Annotated in this window: 14 protein-coding genes; 6 read left to right on the top strand and 8 right to left on the bottom strand. The window is 56.6% G+C overall.

Annotated features, from left to right (window positions below; all coding sequences use genetic code 11):
• Positions 1–135: 135 nt before the first annotated feature.
• On the bottom strand, positions 136–1518 hold the full coding sequence (gene cysS / locus FDP08_RS04630) for a cysteine--tRNA ligase (protein ID WP_137434840.1): 1383 nt from the start codon (positions 1516–1518) through the stop codon (positions 136–138).
• Positions 1519–1704: 186 nt separating this feature from the next.
• Entirely contained in the window at positions 1705–3381 is a 1677-nt protein-coding gene (locus FDP08_RS04635) for a glutamine--tRNA ligase/YqeY domain fusion protein (RefSeq protein ID WP_137434841.1), read from the bottom strand.
• A gap of 138 nt (positions 3382–3519) precedes the next feature.
• Between FDP08_RS04635 and FDP08_RS04640 the strand changes: the two genes are divergently transcribed.
• Both FDP08_RS04640 and FDP08_RS04645 read left to right on the top strand, forming a co-directional pair.
• The gene (locus tag FDP08_RS04640) at positions 3520–4029 is read left to right on the top strand and encodes a peptidylprolyl isomerase (protein WP_137434842.1); all 510 of its coding nucleotides are present in this window, start codon (positions 3520–3522) and stop codon (positions 4027–4029) included.
• Positions 4026–4751, top strand: a complete 726-nt coding sequence (locus FDP08_RS04645) for a UDP-2,3-diacylglucosamine diphosphatase (protein ID WP_137434843.1) — start codon at positions 4026–4028, stop codon at positions 4749–4751. The genes FDP08_RS04640 and FDP08_RS04645 overlap by 4 nt, the downstream gene beginning before the upstream one ends.
• Before the next feature lie 40 nt (positions 4752–4791).
• Here the strand turns inward: FDP08_RS04645 and FDP08_RS04650 are convergent, their stop codons facing one another.
• The 5 genes from FDP08_RS04650 to FDP08_RS04670 form a co-directional block, all read right to left on the bottom strand.
• A complete protein-coding gene (locus tag FDP08_RS04650; protein WP_206077305.1) occupies positions 4792–5502 on the bottom strand; it encodes an amino acid ABC transporter ATP-binding protein in 711 nt (236 codons plus the stop codon).
• A gap of 98 nt (positions 5503–5600) precedes the next feature.
• Positions 5601–6686 (bottom strand): amino acid ABC transporter permease, encoded by a 1086-nt coding sequence (locus FDP08_RS04655; RefSeq protein WP_137434844.1) that lies wholly within the window; start codon positions 6684–6686, stop codon positions 5601–5603.
• The gene (locus FDP08_RS04660; protein WP_137434845.1) at positions 6686–7873 is read right to left on the bottom strand and encodes an amino acid ABC transporter permease; all 1188 of its coding nucleotides are present in this window, start codon (positions 7871–7873) and stop codon (positions 6686–6688) included. The genes FDP08_RS04655 and FDP08_RS04660 overlap by 1 nt, the downstream gene beginning before the upstream one ends.
• Before the next feature lie 93 nt (positions 7874–7966).
• Positions 7967–8956, bottom strand: a complete 990-nt coding sequence (locus tag FDP08_RS04665; RefSeq protein WP_228263343.1) for an amino acid ABC transporter substrate-binding protein — start codon at positions 8954–8956, stop codon at positions 7967–7969.
• 322 nt (positions 8957–9278) lie between these two features.
• Positions 9279–10112, bottom strand: a complete 834-nt coding sequence (locus tag FDP08_RS04670; protein ID WP_137434847.1) for a hypothetical protein — start codon at positions 10110–10112, stop codon at positions 9279–9281.
• A 99-nt stretch (positions 10113–10211) separates the two neighbouring features.
• Between FDP08_RS04670 and FDP08_RS04675 the strand changes: the two genes are divergently transcribed.
• The 3 genes from FDP08_RS04675 (at position 10212) to FDP08_RS04685 (ending at position 16722) form a co-directional block, all read left to right on the top strand.
• Entirely contained in the window at positions 10212–12068 is a 1857-nt protein-coding gene (locus tag FDP08_RS04675) for an LTA synthase family protein (RefSeq protein ID WP_137434848.1), read from the top strand.
• A 34-nt stretch (positions 12069–12102) separates the two neighbouring features.
• Positions 12103–13899: a glycerophosphodiester phosphodiesterase family protein gene (locus tag FDP08_RS04680; protein WP_137434849.1), complete on the top strand. Its 1797-nt coding sequence runs from the start codon at positions 12103–12105 to the stop codon at positions 13897–13899.
• Between the two features lie 72 nt (positions 13900–13971).
• Entirely contained in the window at positions 13972–16722 is a 2751-nt protein-coding gene (locus tag FDP08_RS04685) for a mechanosensitive ion channel domain-containing protein (protein ID WP_137434850.1), read from the top strand.
• Here the strand turns inward: FDP08_RS04685 and FDP08_RS04690 are convergent.
• Positions 16665–17303, bottom strand: coding sequence for a TetR/AcrR family transcriptional regulator (locus FDP08_RS04690; protein ID WP_137434851.1), 639 nt, complete (start codon positions 17301–17303; stop codon positions 16665–16667). The genes FDP08_RS04685 and FDP08_RS04690 overlap by 58 nt on opposite strands.
• 223 nt (positions 17304–17526) lie before the next feature.
• Between FDP08_RS04690 and FDP08_RS04695 the strand changes: the two genes are divergently transcribed.
• Complete coding sequence (locus FDP08_RS04695; protein WP_137434852.1) at positions 17527–18633, top strand: class I SAM-dependent methyltransferase; 1107 nt, start codon at positions 17527–17529, stop codon at positions 18631–18633.
• Positions 18634–18659: the final 26 nt, after the last annotated feature.

Consider the following 18659-nt stretch of genomic DNA (forward strand, 5'->3'; position numbering starts at 1 on the left):
GCCTCAGTGGGTTACTGTATTCCCTGCCCTTACGGCGGGTTTCCCCGGAAGGGCCGTTATAATTCGAGGGCCGTATTGTACGGGAAATTCCCTACAAGGTCATTCCTGCGCCTACAACCCGACCTATGGATTATCTCATCCACGGCGCCAGCTGGTTCCCTCACGGCTGTCATCAAGAATAATGCCTTTGTCCACCAGTTCATCGCGGATACGGTCCGCTTCTGCGAAATCCTTCTGCTTCCGCGCATCGGCCCTGGCCTGGATCATGGCCTCAATGTCGTCGGCACTGAGCTCTCCCCCGGTATCGGCCTGGAAGAAGGCTTCAGGGTCCTGCTGCAACAGCCCGAGAACGCTGCCAAGCCTAACAAGCACCGCTGCCTGTTCATTGGCCTCCTTGTCATGCCCTTCACGGCGATTCTGATTGATCTCATTAGCCACAGCATGGAGCACCGCGATGGCGCCGGCGGTATTGAAGTCATCGTCCATGGCTTCGGCGAAGCGCCGGTCATGTTCGGTTTCTGCCACATCCTTGGCCGGCACCAGGCCGCGCAGGGCATGATAAAGCTTGGTGAGCGTTCGCCCCGCTTCCGCCAGATTCTCTTCCGAGTAATCCACCTGGCTGCGGTAATGGCTGGAAACCAGGAAGTAACGCACCACTTCCGGCGCATACTTCTCAAAGATCTCGCGGATGGTGAAGAAATTGCCCAGGGACTTGGACATTTTCTCCTTGTTCACCCGAATGGCACCCGCGTGCATCCAGGTGTTCACAAAGGTATGCCCGTTGGCACACTCGGACTGGGCAATTTCGTTCTCATGGTGCGGAAACAGAAGGTCTGGCCCGCCACCATGGATATCGAAGGTCTCGCCCAGGCAGCGGTTCGACATGGCTGAACACTCAATATGCCAGCCCGGCCGGCCGTCACCCCATGGCGAGGGCCAACTCACCTCACCGGGCTTGGCGGCTTTCCACAGCACAAAGTCCGCCGGGCTGCGCTTGGCTTCCTGAACATCCACCCGGGCGCCGGCCACCAGATCCTCGAGCTTTTTCTTGCTGAGCTTGCCGTAGTCCGGGTAGGACTCCACCGAAAAGTACACGTCACCGTTATCTGCGGCATAGGCATGGCCGCTGGTGACCAGCTTGTGGATCATCGCCACAATTTCGTTAATGTACTCGGTAGCGCACGGCTCTTCTGTCGGTGACAGAACACCGAGTTTGGCCTCATCCTCGTGCATGGCCTTGATCATGCGCTTGGTGAGATCACTATAGATTTCACCATTCTCGTCAGCGCGACGGAGGATCTTGTCGTCTATATCGGTGATGTTGCGCACGTAGTGAACGTCGTACCCGCTGTGACGTAAATACCGCGTGATCACATCAAAGGCTACCAACACCCTCGCATGCCCAAGATGACAGTAGTCGTACACCGTCATACCACAGACATACATGCGAACCTTCCCGGGTTCTATAGGTTTGAACTCTTCCTTCTGCTGACTCAGGGTGTTGTAGATTCTAATCACGCTTCGCTCTTTGTTTACCTGATGTATCGGGTTTTGGTGAAGGTCACCGCCAGGCCGGGGGCATCTATCCGGGACACGCCGTGAATACGTCCCTGTAGGCTCGTAAAAAACATCCCTGTTTTTTACGGTCCCGGATAGATGCCCCCGGCCTGGCGGCTCCCCCGACTCTGTTCCTGCCTTACGCTATTACTTGCCCTTTCCCCAGGAATCCCGGAGGGTCACTGTGCGATTGAATACCGGGCGGCCTGCAGTGCTGGTCAGCTCCTGATCGCAGAAGAAATAACCCTCACGCTCGAACTGATACGGCAGGTCTGTCCCGGGTGTAGCCAGGTTTTTCTCTACCCTCGCGCCTTTTAGAACGACCAATGACTCGGGATTTATGGACTCAACAAAGTCAGTTTCCTTGTCACTGTCTGGAGACTCATGGTTAAACAACCGGTCGTACTGATTGATGTCCGTCTCAACGCTGTCTGTTGCCGATACCCAGTGAACGACTCCATTCGGCTTATAACCCTCCGGATTCACACCCAACGTATTAGGATCGTATTCACACTTCAGCTCGACTATCTTGCCAGCCTCGTCACGAATAACCTCACGACAGGTCATCACATACCCACCACGCAGGCGTACCGCCTGGTCCGGAGCAAGTCGCTTCCACTTGCGTGGCGGCTCTTCGGCGAAGTCTTCCTGGTCGATGTACAGGGTCTGGCTCCAGGTCACTTCCCGCTCGCCCATATCCGGGTTCTGGGGATGAACCGGCAACACCAGGGTTTCAGTCTTGTCTTCCGGGTAATTGGTCAGCGTAACCTTCAGCGGGCGCATAACACACATGGCGCGCGGCGCACGGGTGTTGAGGTCTTCGCGGATGGCGTGCTCCAGCATACCCATATCCACGGTGCCGCCAGCCTTGTTAACGCCTATCATGTCGCAGAAGGCGCGAATGGATTCCGGGGTATAACCACGGCGGCGCATGCCGGAAATGGTGGGCATGCGCGGGTCGTTCCAGCCGTCCACGAAGCCTTCATCCACCAGGCGCCTGAGCTTGCGTTTGCTGGTGATGGTGTAGTTCAGGTTCAGCCGGGCGAATTCGATCTGCCTTGGCTGACAGGGGGCCGAGATGTTTTCCAGTACCCAGTCGTACAGCGGGCGATGGTCCTCGAATTCCAGGGTGCACAGGGAGTGGGTAATCCCCTCCATGGCGTCGGAAATCGGATGGGTAAAGTCGTACATCGGGTAGATGCACCACTTATCGCCGGTCTGGTGGTGGTCAGCGTAGCGAATCCGATACAGGATCGGGTCCCGAAGGTTGATGTTCGGGGAAGCCATGTCGATCCTGGCGCGCAGCACCAGCTCACCGTTCTGGTACTTGCCATCGCGCATGTCGCGGAACAGTTGCAGGTTTTCTTCCACCGGGCGGTCGCGGTAGGGGCTGTTCTGCCCAGGCTCTTTCAGGGTACCACGGTACTCGGCCATCTGGTCGGCGGTCAGCGCACACACATAGGCTTTGCCCTTTTCGATCAGCTCAACGGCAAACTCGTAGATGGCGTCGAAATAATCCGAGGCGTAACGTACCTCGCCGGCCCACTCGTAGCCCAGCCACTGGACATCCTGCTTGATAGCGTCGATGTACTCCTGGGATTCCTTTTCCGGATTGGTATCGTCAAATCGCAGGGTACACACGCCATCGAACGTTTCGGCAATACCGAAGTTAAGACAGATCGACTTGGCGTGGCCAATATGCAGGTAACCGTTGGGCTCCGGCGGAAATCGCGTCACCACCTTGCCTGTGTGCTCGCCTTTGGCGATCGCGTCTTCAATCAGGCTCTGGATGAAGTTATGGGCTTTCTTGGACTCGGCGCTCATACAATCTCAATCATAGGGTGTGGGTCTGAAACCGCGTATTATACTCACAAATCATTGCCTAACTCATGCACGCGAACAAACTCTTCAGTACAATAGCCCCAACGTTGCTTTCTATACCCATTCAAACAGGAAACCCTGATGATTCTGCTGAAAACCTCCCACGGTGATATCAAACTGGAACTGGATTACGACAACGCCCCGGAGACGGCCAAAAACTTTGAGCAGTATGTTCGCGACGGCTTCTACGACGGCCTGATTTTCCACCGTGTTATCAGCAACTTCATGGTCCAGGGCGGTGGCTTTGAACCGGGCATGACGCCGCGGAAAACACGCGCGCCCATCAAAAATGAGGCCAACAATGGCCTGAGCAACATGCAGGGTACAGTTGCCATGGCTCGCACCATGGACCCCCACTCCGCTACCGCGCAGTTCTTCATCAACGTCGAGAACAACGGGTTCCTCGATCATACCGCACAGAATGCTGAAGGCTGGGGTTACTGTGTATTCGGTAAGGTTGTCGAAGGCATGGACACGGTCAACGCCATTCGCGGCGTACGCACCACCATGCGCTCAGGTCATCAGGACGTCCCCGCCGACGACGTGGTGATTGAAAAAGCCGAAGTTGTAGAGGACGGAGGCGCGGCGTGACCACGCTGTTCATCTCTGACCTCCATCTGGAGGAATCCCGGCCGGACATTACCAGCGCGTTTCTGGCTTTCCTGGATGAAAAAGCCCGGGGTGTGGAGCAGCTTTACATTCTGGGTGACTTTTTCGAGGCCTGGATTGGTGATGATGAGCGCACGCCTTTGCAGGAACAGGTGGCGGAAGCGCTGCGAACAGTCAGTGATGCCGGTACGGAATTGTTCCTGATGCACGGCAACCGGGACTTCCTGATTGGCGAGGACTACTGCAACCGCATTGGCGCCACCCTGCTCGACGATCCGACCGTGGTGGATGTGTATGGCACGCCCACTCTGCTGATGCACGGTGACAGCCTGTGCACCGCCGATGTGGAATACCAGAAGTTCCGCGCCAACATGCGTAACCCCCAATGGCAGCAGATGATCCTCCAGCGGCCCCTGGCCGAACGTCAGCAGATGGCCCGCCAGCTGCGGGAAATCAGCATGGCCAAGAACAAGGACAAGGAAGAGTTCATCATGGATGTCACCCCGGACGAGGTGGTGAAGGCGATGGAAGCCTACGGCGTACAGCGCCTGATCCACGGCCATACTCACCGCCCGGCGGTTCATGAGCTGGAAGCTGATGGCAAGCCGGCAAAGCGAATTGTGCTTGGGGACTGGGGCGAGAACGTCTGGTGGCTTGAAGCAGAGCCCGGACGGGAACCGACCCTGAAAAAGCAACCACTGTAAAACACCGGCCAGGCCTTTTGGCCTGACCGTCAATCTGTCCTCAGTGCTGGAGGATCTGTTCCAGAAACTGCCGGGTTCTCGGCTCCTGTGGATTGGTGAAAAATTCGTGGGGAGGTGCCTCTTCCACAATCTCTCCGCCGTCCATGAAAATCACCCGGTCTGCCACGGTCTTTGCAAAGCCCATTTCGTGGGTCACGCAGATCATGGTCATGCCGCTTCCTGCAAGCTCGATCATTACATCAAGCACTTCCTTGATCATTTCCGGGTCGAGCGCTGATGTGGGCTCATCAAACAGCATGATCTTCGGCTTCATGCACAGTGCGCGGGCAATGGCCACGCGCTGCTGCTGGCCGCCGGACAACTGCCCCGGAAACTTGTTGGCCTGATCCGGAATCTTGACCCGCTCCAGATACTCCATGGCCGCTTCTTCCGCCTCTTTTCTCGGGGTTTTTCGAACCCAGATAGGTGACAGGCAGCAGTTCTCGAGCACCGTCAGGTGAGGGAACAGATTAAAGTGCTGGAACACCATGCCAACCTCACGGCGCACGGTGTCGATGTGGCGGATATCGTTGGTCAGCTCGATGTTATCCACGACAATCCTGCCCTTCTGATGCTCCTCCAACCTGTTGATACAGCGGATGAACGTCGACTTTCCGGACCCGGACGGGCCACAGATAACAATACGCTCGCCCTGGCGGACATTGAGGTTCAGGTCCTTCAGTACGTGGAAATCCCCGTACCATTTGTTCATCCCCTCAACCCGGATGATAGCGGAGCTATCGTCTTTCTGACTTGGAACGGGATTCAGCGAACCCGTTTCCTGGGATTGTTCTGTCATAGTGTTACCCATCAGGTCTTGTGACCGGTATCTAGTTTGCGTTCAAGGTTCTGACTGTAGCGGGATATACCGAAGCAGAATATCCAGAAACAGAAAGCCACAAACACGTAGCCTTCTATCGCGACGTTCTGCCAGGCCGGATCCGTAATCGTGGACTGCACAGTACCGAGAATGTCGAACAGGCCGATAATCAGCACCAGCGTCGTGTCCTTGAAAAGTGAAATGAAGGTATTGACGATGCCGGGAATGACCATCTTCAGGGCCTGTGGCAGAATGATAAGCCCTGTCTTTTTCCAGTAGCCCAACCCAAGCGCGTCCGCCGCTTCATACTGCCCTCTCGGGATAGCCTGAAGACCACCACGGATCACTTCCGCCATGTAAGCCGACTGCCAGAGCGTGATACCGATCAATGCCCGCATCAGTTTTTCGAAGTTCATGCCCTCAGGCAAAAACAGCGGCAACATAACCGATGCCATGAACAGCACCGTAATTAAAGGCACGGCCCGCCAGACCTCGATAAACACCACGCAAATGCCGCGGATAATCGGCATCTCCGAACGCCGCCCCAATGCCAGCACTATGCCAATGGGCAAAGAGGCAATGATCCCGATATAAGCCAGGATCAGTGTCAGCATCAGGCCACCCCACTTGCTGCTTTCCACTACTTCCAGCCCAAAGTTACCTCCCGGAATCAGAAAGTAGCCGACAACCGGCAGGCCGGTGAGGCCAAACAGTCCGAACCACTTGCGCCCGGGAAAGCGCTCAATGAACTGGGGAATAAAGCACACGGCCAGCAGCACAAACATCGTGTCTACCCGCCACTGGAGGTCATTGGGGTAGAATCCGTAGATAAAGAAGTTCAGTCGTTCGTTGATAAACAACCAGCAGGCACCGGTACCCGTGCAGTCGCTCGAATCGGTTCCCTGAAAGGTCGCCTCAAAAAACAGCCAGCTGAAAAGCGGGCCCACACTGGTCACCACAAGATAGCCTACCACCAGGGTCAGCAGGCTGTTGTACCAGCTTGAGAACAGGTTCTGGCGCATCCAGGCTACGGGGCTGATCGCAATTTTAGGCGGCTTGATCATTGACTCAGTCATCATCGCTCCTTAATCGCTACAGCCCGGTTATAGATGTTCATAACCAGAGAAATGGTCAGACTGATGGTGAGATACACCGCCATGGTGATGGCCACCACCTCTACCGCCTGGCCGGTCTGGTTCAGGGTTGTACCCATGAACACAGCCACCAGATCGGGATATCCGATCGCAGTCGCCAACGAGGAGTTCTTGGCCAGGTTCAGGTACTGACTGGTTAGCGGAGGAATAATCACCCGCATTGCCTGGGGGATCACCACCAGCCGCAAAGTCAGGTTGTTTGGTATACCGAGTGCCTTGGCTGCTTCGGTTTGCCCTTTGCTGACTGACAGAATGCCGGAACGAACAATCTCGGCAATGAAGCTTGCGGTGTAGAGGGACAACGCAATCCACAGGGCCGCCAGTTCCGGAATGATGGTGATGCCGCCACCGAAGTTGAACCCTTTCAACGCAGGTAACTCCCACTCCAGGGGCGTGCCTGCGGCCAGGTAAGCCACCACCGGCAGGGCCAACAGGATGGCGACTCCGACTTTGAAAGTGGGGAATATCTGGCCGGTGGCAAGTTGACGTTTCTTCGCCCAGGTACGTAAGCCGATTACCGCTACAATCGCCACGATAATCGCACTCCAAACAAGGCCGAAACCTTCCTGGGGCATTGGCTCCGGCAGATACAGCCCTCGGTTATTCAGGAAGAAGGTGCCGCCCACTTCTACGCTCTGACGGGGCGAAGGCAGGCTGCCGAGAACAGCGAAATACCAGAAAAAAATCTGCAAAAGCAGGGGAATATTGCGAATAACTTCAATGTAAACCAGCGCGAGCTTGGCCACGAGCCAGTTGCTGGAGAGCCGTGCCACACCAATAATAAAACCGAGGATAGTGGCCGTTATAATGCCCATTGCTGAGACCAGCAACGTGTTCATAAGACCCACAAGGAAAGTCCGCCCGTAGGTCATGGTGGCATCATAAGGCACCAGCGACATGATGATGCCGAAGCCTGCGGTCTCGTTCAGGAATCCGAAGCCGGTACTGATGCCGCGGCTTTCCATGTTCGAAAGGGTATTATCTACCAGTGTCCAGCCGCCCCAGAAAACAAGGGCAATGGCGATAAACTGGAAAAAGATGGAACGTATTCTGGGATCGTACCAGGGCTTCGGCCCTGCCGGTCTTGAGTCAACAGTCTGTTTTTTCATGAAGTTTCCCGGAAAGCTGAACCGCGATGAAACTAATCACGAAAACACCGGGCGGGCGGAAAACCCGCACCACCCGCTGTCCGCTTTCAGGTCTTATCGAAGTGGAGGCGCGTAAAGAATACCGCCTTCCGTCCACAACGCGTTCAGACCACGATCCAGCCCGAGCGGGGTGTCCGGGCCGACATTACGGTCGTACATCTCGCCATAGTTGCCGACATGCTTGACTATTTTGTGACCGAAATCATCCGGCAGTCCCAGCTTGGCGCCCATGTCGCCATCGGTGCCCAGCAGACGCCGGATGTTGGGGTTATCTGATTTCAGCATCTCTTCAACGTTGTCGCTGGTAATGCCCAGCTCTTCTGCGTTGATCTGCGCAAACAGCACCCATTTGACAATATTGAACCACTGGTCGTCACCCTGACGAACCACTGGGCCCAGAGGCTCCTTGGAAATCGTATTCGGAAGGATCTTGGCGGAGCTCGGATCGTTCAGCTTGGAGCGCAGCGCTGCCAATTGCGAACGGTCAGAGGTCAGCACGTCACAACGGCCGGCGGCAAAACCCTGAACAGTTTGCTCAGAGGTATCAAAAACAATCGGCTGGTATTCCATGCCCTTGGCGCGAAAATAGTCTGACAGGTTCAGCTCGGTGGTGGTGCCTGCCTGAATACAGACGGTTGCACCGTTCAGTTCGGTCGCATCATCGACACCAATGCCCTTGTTGATTAGGAAGCCCTGGCCATCGTAATAATTGGTGCCGGCGAAGTTCAGGCCAAGAGACGCGTCACGGGTGAGCGTCCAGGTAGTATTGCGGGAAAGCATATCGATCTCGCCGGACTGCAGTGCGGTAAAGCGCTCTTTAGCAGTCAGCGGAGTAAACTCAACAGCTTGCGCATCACCAAAGATTGCTGCAGCAACGGCGCGGCAGGTATCAACGTCGATACCCGTCCAGTTGCCTTTGTCGTCTGGCTGAGAAAAGCCGGGAAGACCACTTGTCACACCGCACTGCAAATGACCTTTTTCTTTGACGCTTTCAAGCGTTGTTGCTGCGGAGGCGGCTGAAGCAGAAAACAGGCCGCACAGCATGGCAGCACCGACGGCAATCGACTTGGTATTATTCATTCTGGTTTCTCCGAAATTCCGTTGGTTAGATGAGCAACTGACCTTTAGCAATTTGCGAGCCAGGCACACTAACTTTCTGATTTATAGTATTTATTTTTCATAGAGCATTTCTTAACAACACCAACAGGCCACAATACTGTGCAGTCAGCGCCTTGGTTCGGGGCACTGGGGCTGCCAGAGGCTCCGGAGCCGGTATTTCTGAACGCTCATGTATAAAGTAGAAGCAGATCCGAAAATGAACCAGTTTTCCCGGGAAATTTCTGAACCCTGGCTTTGCCCTCTGCCCCTAACGGGGCTCGCGGTAGGTATCGATCCGGGCCAGCCAGCCTGGCAGCCAGCGTTCGCGTTCAATGGCCCGGGGAGCAAGCTCGGCGCGACCTGTGAGCGTGTTTTTTGCCGCCGTTCTGAAACGCTCAAGGGCAGATTCGTCGTTTTCGGGCATGGCAAGGAGGACCTGAAGCAGACCCCAGCCCTGCCCCTGGTAGGTTTCCTGAGCTGACAGTCCCTCACCCTTGAAATTGACGTAATCAACCACCGCATAGGCGCCTCCCGGGGTCTCAATCAATTGCTGCAAATGGTCCCGGAGTGGCGCCCGGCGAGGCTCCGGGGCCGCGGACACCACCCTTTCTAGGGCACTTCGCGCACGACGAACAATGAATTCCGCCTGCACCCCGCGGGTTGCCCACAGAAACTCTCTCAGTGAAGTGACCCTTTCATCACTCTCTTCATGGTCTTCCGCCTGCATGAAGGCCTTACGATCCGGCCAGGGTGCATCAAACGGCTCCAACTGACCCAACCATTCGGGCAGGGGAACAGACTGCTCCCGCATAAAGTGGATCAGCGCAGGAAAACTCTCTACAAACTGCCCATCCACATGGGACGGGTACCAGATAAAATGCCCGATTCCCAACGAGGGAAACGCTTCTCCCTCGTTCCAGTGAACCAGACAGGTTTTCCTGCCGGTACACTCATTCCGGAAGACCTGGTCACCAATCCAGGTCAGCTCGGCAGGGGTGAGTTCAATAGCCAGTGCAGGGGGCTCAGTGGTGTGCCGGCAGCCTGTCAAAAAAAGCAGGAGCGCCAGCCCGATTAACAGAGGTTCATATTTAACGCGTGACATTGCCAGTCTCCAGCCGGTGGGGATACCCTGTTTTACAGGAATGTTGCCACGCACCAAAATCCTGGCAGCCGGAATTCGTGGCAAACATCGGAACACGCTATGACATTTTTCTCAGCGCTCACATCCGGGCGCTTTGCACATACTGTGCTTTTGGCACTTTGCTGGCTGCTGGTCGTAAGGGCAAGCCACATACTGCAGAGCGGTATCTGGGCCAATCCCGCGGGCATGCTCGCAAGTGATCTTGCCGGCGCTTTGGTTCTGGCCGTTTTATTATGTGTAACGTCGGGTGCCCTCAGGGGGCTGATGATAATCCTGCTCGGCTGTGCGGCCTTCGTGGCCGGTATGCACCTGACCATCCATGGCACGCTTTTCCAGTTGTCACTTATCGGCAAGGGTGTCGATCCGACGTTTATCACCGGGAGCCTCATCAACAAACACTCTCTCCTGCTGCCGGTCTACCTTTTGTTCGCCTGGCTGCTTCACTGGCTGCATCGCCGATTCTTGCCCACCGCTATCGCTGGCGGCAAGGGACTGGTTGTCTTCGCTGCTCTCGTGGTAGCCGTCTATGGCACCTCCGTCCAGAGCCTTACAACTCCTGCCAATAATCTTGTTGCCAGTTTCTTTTCACAGCTACCCGGCGCCCTTATCAGCCCTTTTGCGTCTGCAGAAAACACTGACAGCGAGCAGGCGGAGAATGCTCAGGACCTGCCAGAAAACACCAACTTTTTCCACCGGCAGGTGGCCGCTCCCTACGTGGAGAACCCGCCCAATGTCCTGCTGATCATGATTGAAGGTTTGTCAGCAGGCTATTTCCCGAGCGTGAGTAATTATCACAACCTCGATCCATCTGTGAAACTGGGCAGCCTGGAGGAGAACCTCAACCAGCACGGGTTCCGCATCTACAGGAACGCCCTGAGCATGGAACGGCAGACAGACCGGGGAACCTTTTCCATTCTCTGCGGTGAGTATCCGGACTTCCGCAGGCAATCGAGAAAAATGCTCGATGTCGCCGAAGACCGCGCCAGTGCCGACTGCATGCCATCACGACTTCTCGACAGCGGCTATACCACTGCTTACTGGCAGGCCGCCCCGCTGGACTACATGCGCAAAGGGGATTTTATGCCGAGGGTCGGGTTCGAGGATGTAACCGGAGCGGAAGTCTTCACCAGCGAAGGAGAGAAAGTGGAAGGCTGGGGCCCTCCTGACCCGACGTACTTTGACAACATCGGTAAGCGGATTCGCAGGCTTGATGCCACCTCTGAGCCATGGATGGTGACCCTGTTGAACGTAGGTACACACCACCCTTTCAATACCGGAAAGGAAAAACCGGATGATGACTTTGGCGCCGAGGATCTTGAAGAGCTTGCCGACGCCGAGCCGCAGGAAGCCCGCCGAGAAGCCATGAAAACGATGGCAGAGTCACTGAACCGTTTTCTCGATGGCCTCGCCTCCGACGGTATTCTCGATGACACTCTGGTCATTCTCACCTCGGATGAATCTGGTGGTTTTATCAGACAGGACCCGGAATCCCTGCCCCTGAATAACAATGTCGGAGTCCTGGCAGTAAGGCCTCCCGATGGTGATTCGCTGGCCCGCTACGCCCCCGGGAACCAGATCGTCGCCCAGATCGACGTGCCTCCGACGATACTGGACATCACCGGCCTGGGCAGAAAGACCGGCGACATGATTGGCCGAAGCCTGCTTGTATGGCAGCTGGACACTGAACGGGACCTGCTGCTTGCGGACACCTACACAGGGTTAAAATACTTTCTCAGGGAGTCTGGCCAGCTGCTCAGTTGCAGTGAACTGATGACCAGTTGCAGTACATGGACATTCGACCCGGAACGTTTGTTCGGTACATTGGAGGAAGTGGATATTGACCCGTTTCTGACCTTTGAGGAACGTACAGCGCTGTTCAATAGCGCGGCTTATATGAAACCCGTTGAAAATCCATGAAGCAGAAACTTCAAACCGGGAGACCCTTACCTGAATGAAGATTCTTGCACTGCACACCCTTGCGTTTCTGCATGTTCACCGCCGGGGCTTACTGACATTTTATCTTTTCTTCACCGGGCTGACTCTCGCGGCTCTGACGCCCCTGTTCTCCGGCGCACTGGCTGCTCTTCGACCGATCACTGGCCAGGCCGCCATCAGTACCGGCGGCCTGGTGCAGTTCATTATCTCGCCGGGAGGGATCCTTTGGCTGGCTGCCACTGCCACCATTGGCACGCTTCTGGTCATTCTGCAACAGGCAGGCATGACCTGGATTGCCGCCTCCGGACGCCACCGGGAATACCGAATTGCAGTATCGGCACTCTGGGCCCTCGCCCGCCATTTCCGAAAGCTTTCAGCGCTGGCGCTGCTACAGGTCGCCGGCCACCTCCTGGTCGCACTGCCGTTCCTGATTACGGTGATCCTCGCTTATCAGATTCTGCTCTCACCCCACGACATCTACTACCTCCGGCTGGAACGGCCGCCGGTTGTCTGGTGGTTCATGGGGATATCCGCCGCAGCGGCGCTCGGCATTGCCGTCTGTAACGGCTGGCTGTATCTGCGCTGGATACTCTCTGTTCCCCTGGTTTTGCTGGATGGCCATGGCGCCAGGGCAGCGCTCAGGCTAAGCAATCATTATGTGCACGGGCAGCGCTTGCCCGCCACAGGCGCCTTGCTGGCAGGCCTTGCCGGACTGGTCCTGTTCCCGATTCTGGTGACTCTTGTGTTTGAGGGTGTTGGCAGCCACCTGCTGTCCCGCTTGCCGGAACGAATGGACCTGCTCATGCCCGTCACCCTGACCTTTGTCGCACTTTATATTCTTTTCACCATAACACTGGCCTTTGCAGCCATCGCAGCCTACAGCATGCTTATTTACAGCGTTTACCGCCAGGCAACCGGCCATCACCAGCGCGTCTCCGCAAAAGGATTGCCCAAACGGGCCGGCCCCGTGGCCTGGGCGGCCGAAGTGCTGGTTATCCTGTTGGCATTCGGCCAGGCCTGGTTCGTACTGCAATCCTTTGAACAACAGGACGACGTCTCCATAACCGCCCACAGGGGTAGTGCCTTGAAGGCACCGGAAAACACCCTTAGCGCCATAGAGCAGGCCATTGAAGATGGAGCGGATTACATTGAGATTGATGTTCGACTGACCGCTGACGGGGTGCCGGTGCTCTGGCACGACACCGACATGCGGCGGGTCTTCGGCCTCGCCGGGAAAATCTCCGATATCACCCTGGAAGACGCCCGTAACCGGGATGCCGGTTCCTGGTTCGACCCGGCCTTCAGTCAGGAGCGAATCGCCACACTGGAAGAAGCCATCAACGCCACCCGGGGCAGGGCAAACCTTTACGTCGATATAAAACCCGATCGGGATACCCCCGAACTGACCAGAGAGGCGGTCACGCTGCTCCAGCGAATGAATGCCGTTGACGGCACCGTGATTGCTGCCGCCGAATGGTACGTGCTGGCTGAAGTTCGCCAGCTGGAGCCTGAACTGAAAACCACACTGCTGGCTCAGTTCATAGTCGGCCCGCTTTGGGACCGGAACTTTGACAATCTTGGCCTGCGGCGGAACCGGACCACGCCAGCCGCTGTTGCGCAAACCCACCGATCCGGCAACGAACTTCATGTGTGGACGGTCAATAGCCCGAACGCCATGTCACGCTTTATCGACATGGGCGTGGATAATATTATCACCGACAGGCCGGAGGTTCTGGCTGGCTTGCTTGAGCATCGGCGCGGACTCACCGATGCAGAAGTGCTGGTGACCAAGCTGCGAAACTGGCTGCGGTAACAGCTGTTTCCCCAGCGAAACTGGGCTAATCTTGAACGTGAGTTCACCATCCTACGCAAGGAGCGCGACGTCATGAACCGCCACAGGCTGCACTCGCACTGCTGGTTTCGGTCATTCTGTCTGATATGGACGGTTATTTTTTGCTGCGCAGCCCTGCCGGTCCAGGCCGAGGAAAATAACGAAAAAAGTGGTGAAGAGACGAACGAGGAAGGCGCCGAGACGCCTACCGAAGAAAAAGAAGAAGAGCCCGAAGAAGCAAGGCCTGCGGTCCAGCCCGAGCTGGAAGCGGACGCCGAGGGACCACCCCAGATTCAGCTTCCCGATACCGAGACGGCGAATATCCGCCAGCAGATTCAGGCCCTGAGAACCTCACTGGACCAGCGCCTGATTGCGGTTGAAGGCACACGCAACCGGCTCACCTACGCGGAATCACTTCTCAACCGACTCAAAGACGAATACGACAGTTTTGAGCTTCGCCTGGAAAAAGCCGGCCTCAACCTCACCGGGAAGTACGCCAATCTCCTTCAGCAGCGGCTTGAGCGACTCCAGCGTAAGGGGATTGCCGAGGATCTGATTAGTGATATCGAAAACCAGTTGTCTACAGCGCGTGAGGAACAACTCCGACTGGAAGAGTTCGAGGCCGTCATTGATCCCGGCGATGATGCCCGCGACCAGCTAAGGAGCCAGCGGGCAAGCCTGGTCCGCCAACTGCACAAGGCAGTCACCGAACACATCCAGGCCCTGAACGAGTATTACAGCACTGTATCTGCCCTGCAGGAGCGCGTACAGGCGTACCAGACGCTATTGCAGCAGCGCCTTTTCTGGCTGCCCAGTGCTCCCGTTATAGGGCTGGACACGCTCACTGAGCTTTTCACGGCTGCGGCCTGGTTTGCCAAACAGATGCGCCTTGATCCGCTCAGGGAGGCAATCGGCAAATCGGTTCAGGAGCATGGCGGGCCAATCGCTGTTCTCATAGCCCTTCTGGCGCTGCTGCTCTTCAAGCGACGGGCCGTCAGGCATAACCTCAAGGCCAACAGCCAGTACGTTGGAAACGTGGGTCATGATCGCATTGAATTTACGCTGTTTGCGTTCGCCAACAGCGTATTACTGGCGCTGCCCGGCGTGCTGGTGTTTGCCATCGCCGCGCTTTTGCTGATGGAGGGCAACGACTTCTTTTCCGCTCTATCCGCAGGCCTGGCCACTGCCGCACTCGTCACCCTCCTGCTTGCATTGGTTCACAACGTGGCCCGCCAGGATGGGTTGGGAGACACGCACTTCAACTGGCATATTGACTCACTCCGCGCTCTTCGCCGGGAGCTTCCGTTTCTTCTGGCGGTAATCATCCCGATCACCGTGATCATGCCGACCACCGCAACACCCGGGGGGTCCGAGTTCGAGGACAGTCTCGGACGCCTGCTCTTCACCGCCGTATCTTTCGCGCTTTCGGCGTTCGCACACCGCATCATGAGCGCGGTCCGGTCGGACCGGCCACAGAGCAAGCGCCTGCTGTTCCTGCATATACTGGCCGTCGTCACACCCCTGGTACTGATGGTGGCATCGCTGCTCGGATATCACTACACCGCCCTGGAACTGGAGCGAAACCTGTTCATCAGCATCTGCTGGATAGCCTTCAACGCCATGCTGTTCTACATCGGACTACGGGCGCTTTCTGTCAGGGAACGTCGCCTGACCCTGGAGCGGCTGCGTGAACACCGCGAGGGGGAGCGCAAGCTCGCAGAGGCCAGGGATGCTGCGGAGTCTTCGGGCGAAGGAGTACCGCAAACGCTGGAATTGCCTGAAATGGATCTTGAGGATATCAACCAGCAGAGCACAGCGCTCCTGCGCATCGTGATTTCCGTGATTGTCATTACCGGTCTCTGGTTGCTCTGGGCCAGTCTGATTCCGGCCTTGCAGCTGTTTGACAACATCACGCTCTGGACCATCGCCACCGACCTTGAAGGCGGCGATCCACTACCCATCACACTGGGTGACCTGCTGCTGGCGCTGTTCGTCGGCGTTGGTACTGTGCTCGCCGTCAGAAACCTGCCAGGCACCCTGGAAGTCATGGTGCTCAGCCGGATGAAGCTGGAACCCGGAACCGGCTATGCCATTACCACCCTCACCACCTATATCCTGGTGTTAATTGGCGTGGTGGCTTTTCTCGGAGTGATCGGAGTGCAATGGTCGAAACTCCAGTGGCTGGTGGCGGCACTCGGGGTGGGATTGGGCTTTGGCCTTCAGGAAATTGTCGCCAATTTTGTGTCCGGTATCATCCTGCTGTTCGAGCGCCCCATCCGGGTTGGAGATACGGTCACGATCGGTGGCATAACCGGCACGGTCTCGCGTATCCGCATTCGCGCAACCACTCTGGTTGACTGGGACCGAAAGGAGCAGATCATTCCCAACAAGACCTTCGTGACCCAGGACCTGACCAACTGGACACTGTCCGACTCGATCACCCGCGTCATACTGCAAGTCGGCGTTGCCTACGGCTCCGATATGGACCAGGTGCAGGAACTGCTCACGGAGGTGGCTCAGAGCAACGAACGGGTTGTCGATGATCCGGCACCAGCCGTGTTCTGCGTCGGTCTCGGTGACAGCCGCATTGATTTCGAGTTGCGGGTTTTTGTGAATGATCCACTCGACATCATGCCCCTGTCCCACGAGATCAACGCCGCCATAACTCGCGCCCTGAAGGAGGCAGGCATCGAGATCCCCTTCCCTCAGCGGGATATTCACGTGCGGACAATGACGGGCGTCGCCACTCAGCCGGAAGACGAGCCGATACCGCGCCCTCGTGACTCGAACAACAACTTGAAGTAACTGCGAAGCAGCATCAGCTGGTTTGGCAGGATGGCCCGTTCTCCGGTGGCTTTCCCCAGGACCAGTCCCCCTTCAATGACGGTAGACACCATATCCGCCAACGCATCTGGATCAACGTCATCCCTGGGCGCGTAGTGTTCATAGATCGCGTCCAGCAAGGTGCGAAAACGCACGCGCCAGGCAAGGACAATCCGCCGGTTCAGTTCCCGCACATCACGGTCAAACAGGCTTTCCTGGTAGCAGTAGGTTGCCACCAGGCACCCCGGATGGGCCTGTGGCAAATCCTCCATGATCTCTGCCAGTAATTTGAGTCCAACGAGGAATCCCTGGAGAGGGTCTTCTGTCAGTTCCCTTCCCCGTGCAAACACGTCATCCAACAATGAATCTTCCCGAGCCATATAACGCAGCAACAATGCACGGGCCAACGCGTTCTTGGTGGAAAAATGATAGAGGAAGCCACTTTTGGTGATACCTGCTTCGGCAATCACCTCCTCGATCGAGGTTGCACCAAACCCCTTCCTGAGAACCGATGTTTCGGTAATGTCCAACAACCGCTCACGGGTAGCCTGTCCCTTGTCCATTCGCCACCTCCGGCAAACCATACTCCAAGTATGGTTTACCTGCCGGGAACCTCAACCACCGGTGCGTTCCCAGCCCCAAAAAAACATCCACCTCTTTGTTTTTAAATCATTAAACATCTTTCAGGAGAACCATACCATGTGCTCTCTGGTTGCCATCCGCTACCTGTTACATGCTGGTTGCAGCTGGAACCAACCAGCCACCATTAATGAGGAGGACACAGTTATGACAGGCAACGCTGAGACCATCATTTACGAAGACCACGAAACAGATCAGGAAGCCGCAGACGCCTTCGGCGAACGAATGGTGGATCTGCTCAACTCCGGCGCATTGTCACTGATGCTCTCGGTAGGGCACCGCACCGGCCTGTTTGACACCATGTCGGACATGCCACCTGCAACTAGCGCCCGAATTGCCGAAAAGGCCGGACTTGATGAGCGTTACGTCAGGGAATGGCTCGGTGCGATGACCGTTGGCGGGATTGTTGAGAACAATGCCGAGAGCGGAACCTACTACCTGCCGCCGGAACACGCTGCCAGCCTCTGCCGGCAGTCACCGACCGACAACATGGCGGTATTTGCCCAGTATATCCCCCTGCTTGGCTCCGTGGAGGATGACATTGTCCACTGCTTCAAGCACGGTGGGGGGGTCCCGTACGAACGCTTCGGGCGGTTTCATGATGTCATGGCCGAGGACAGCGGTCAGTCCGTTGTTCCGGCCCTGGAAACTCATATACTGCCGCTTGTACCGGGACTGACCAATCGGCTGGGCCAGGGCATTGAAGTCCTCGACGTGGGTTGCGGCAGGGGACGGGCATTGAACAGGCTGGCCACGTTATTCCCGCGCAGCCGGTTCACCGGGTACGACCTGTCCGAAGATGCCATCAGGTATGCCAGTCAGGAAGCCAGGGCGCTCGGAAACAACAATATAACGTTCAAAGTCTTTGACGTAAGCCGCCTGGAACTTGCCGACAAACCCGGCCCATACCATCTGATCACAACCTTCGATGCCGTCCACGACCAACGGGACCCTCTCAGCGTACTGCGGGGTATCCGGAAGGCGCTGGCTGACGATGGTGTTTATCTGGCCCAGGACATCAAGGGATCAAGCCATCACCACGGTGACCGTGACCACCCGATCGGGCCGTTGCTTTACACCATTTCCTGCATGCACTGCATGACCGTTTCGCTGGCGCAGGATGGCGAAGGTCTGGGAGCCATGTGGGGCCGGGAAAAGGCACTTGAGTACTTTCAGGCAGCGGGCTTCCGCACTATTGACGTCCATGAGCTGGATCATGATTTCCAGAACTACTGGTATGTTTGCCGTCCCTGAACAAAGCGGCCAGTGCGTGCTGCTCT

The organism is Marinobacter panjinensis, from assembly GCF_005298175.1.
GTDB lineage: Bacteria > Pseudomonadota > Gammaproteobacteria > Pseudomonadales > Oleiphilaceae > Marinobacter > Marinobacter panjinensis.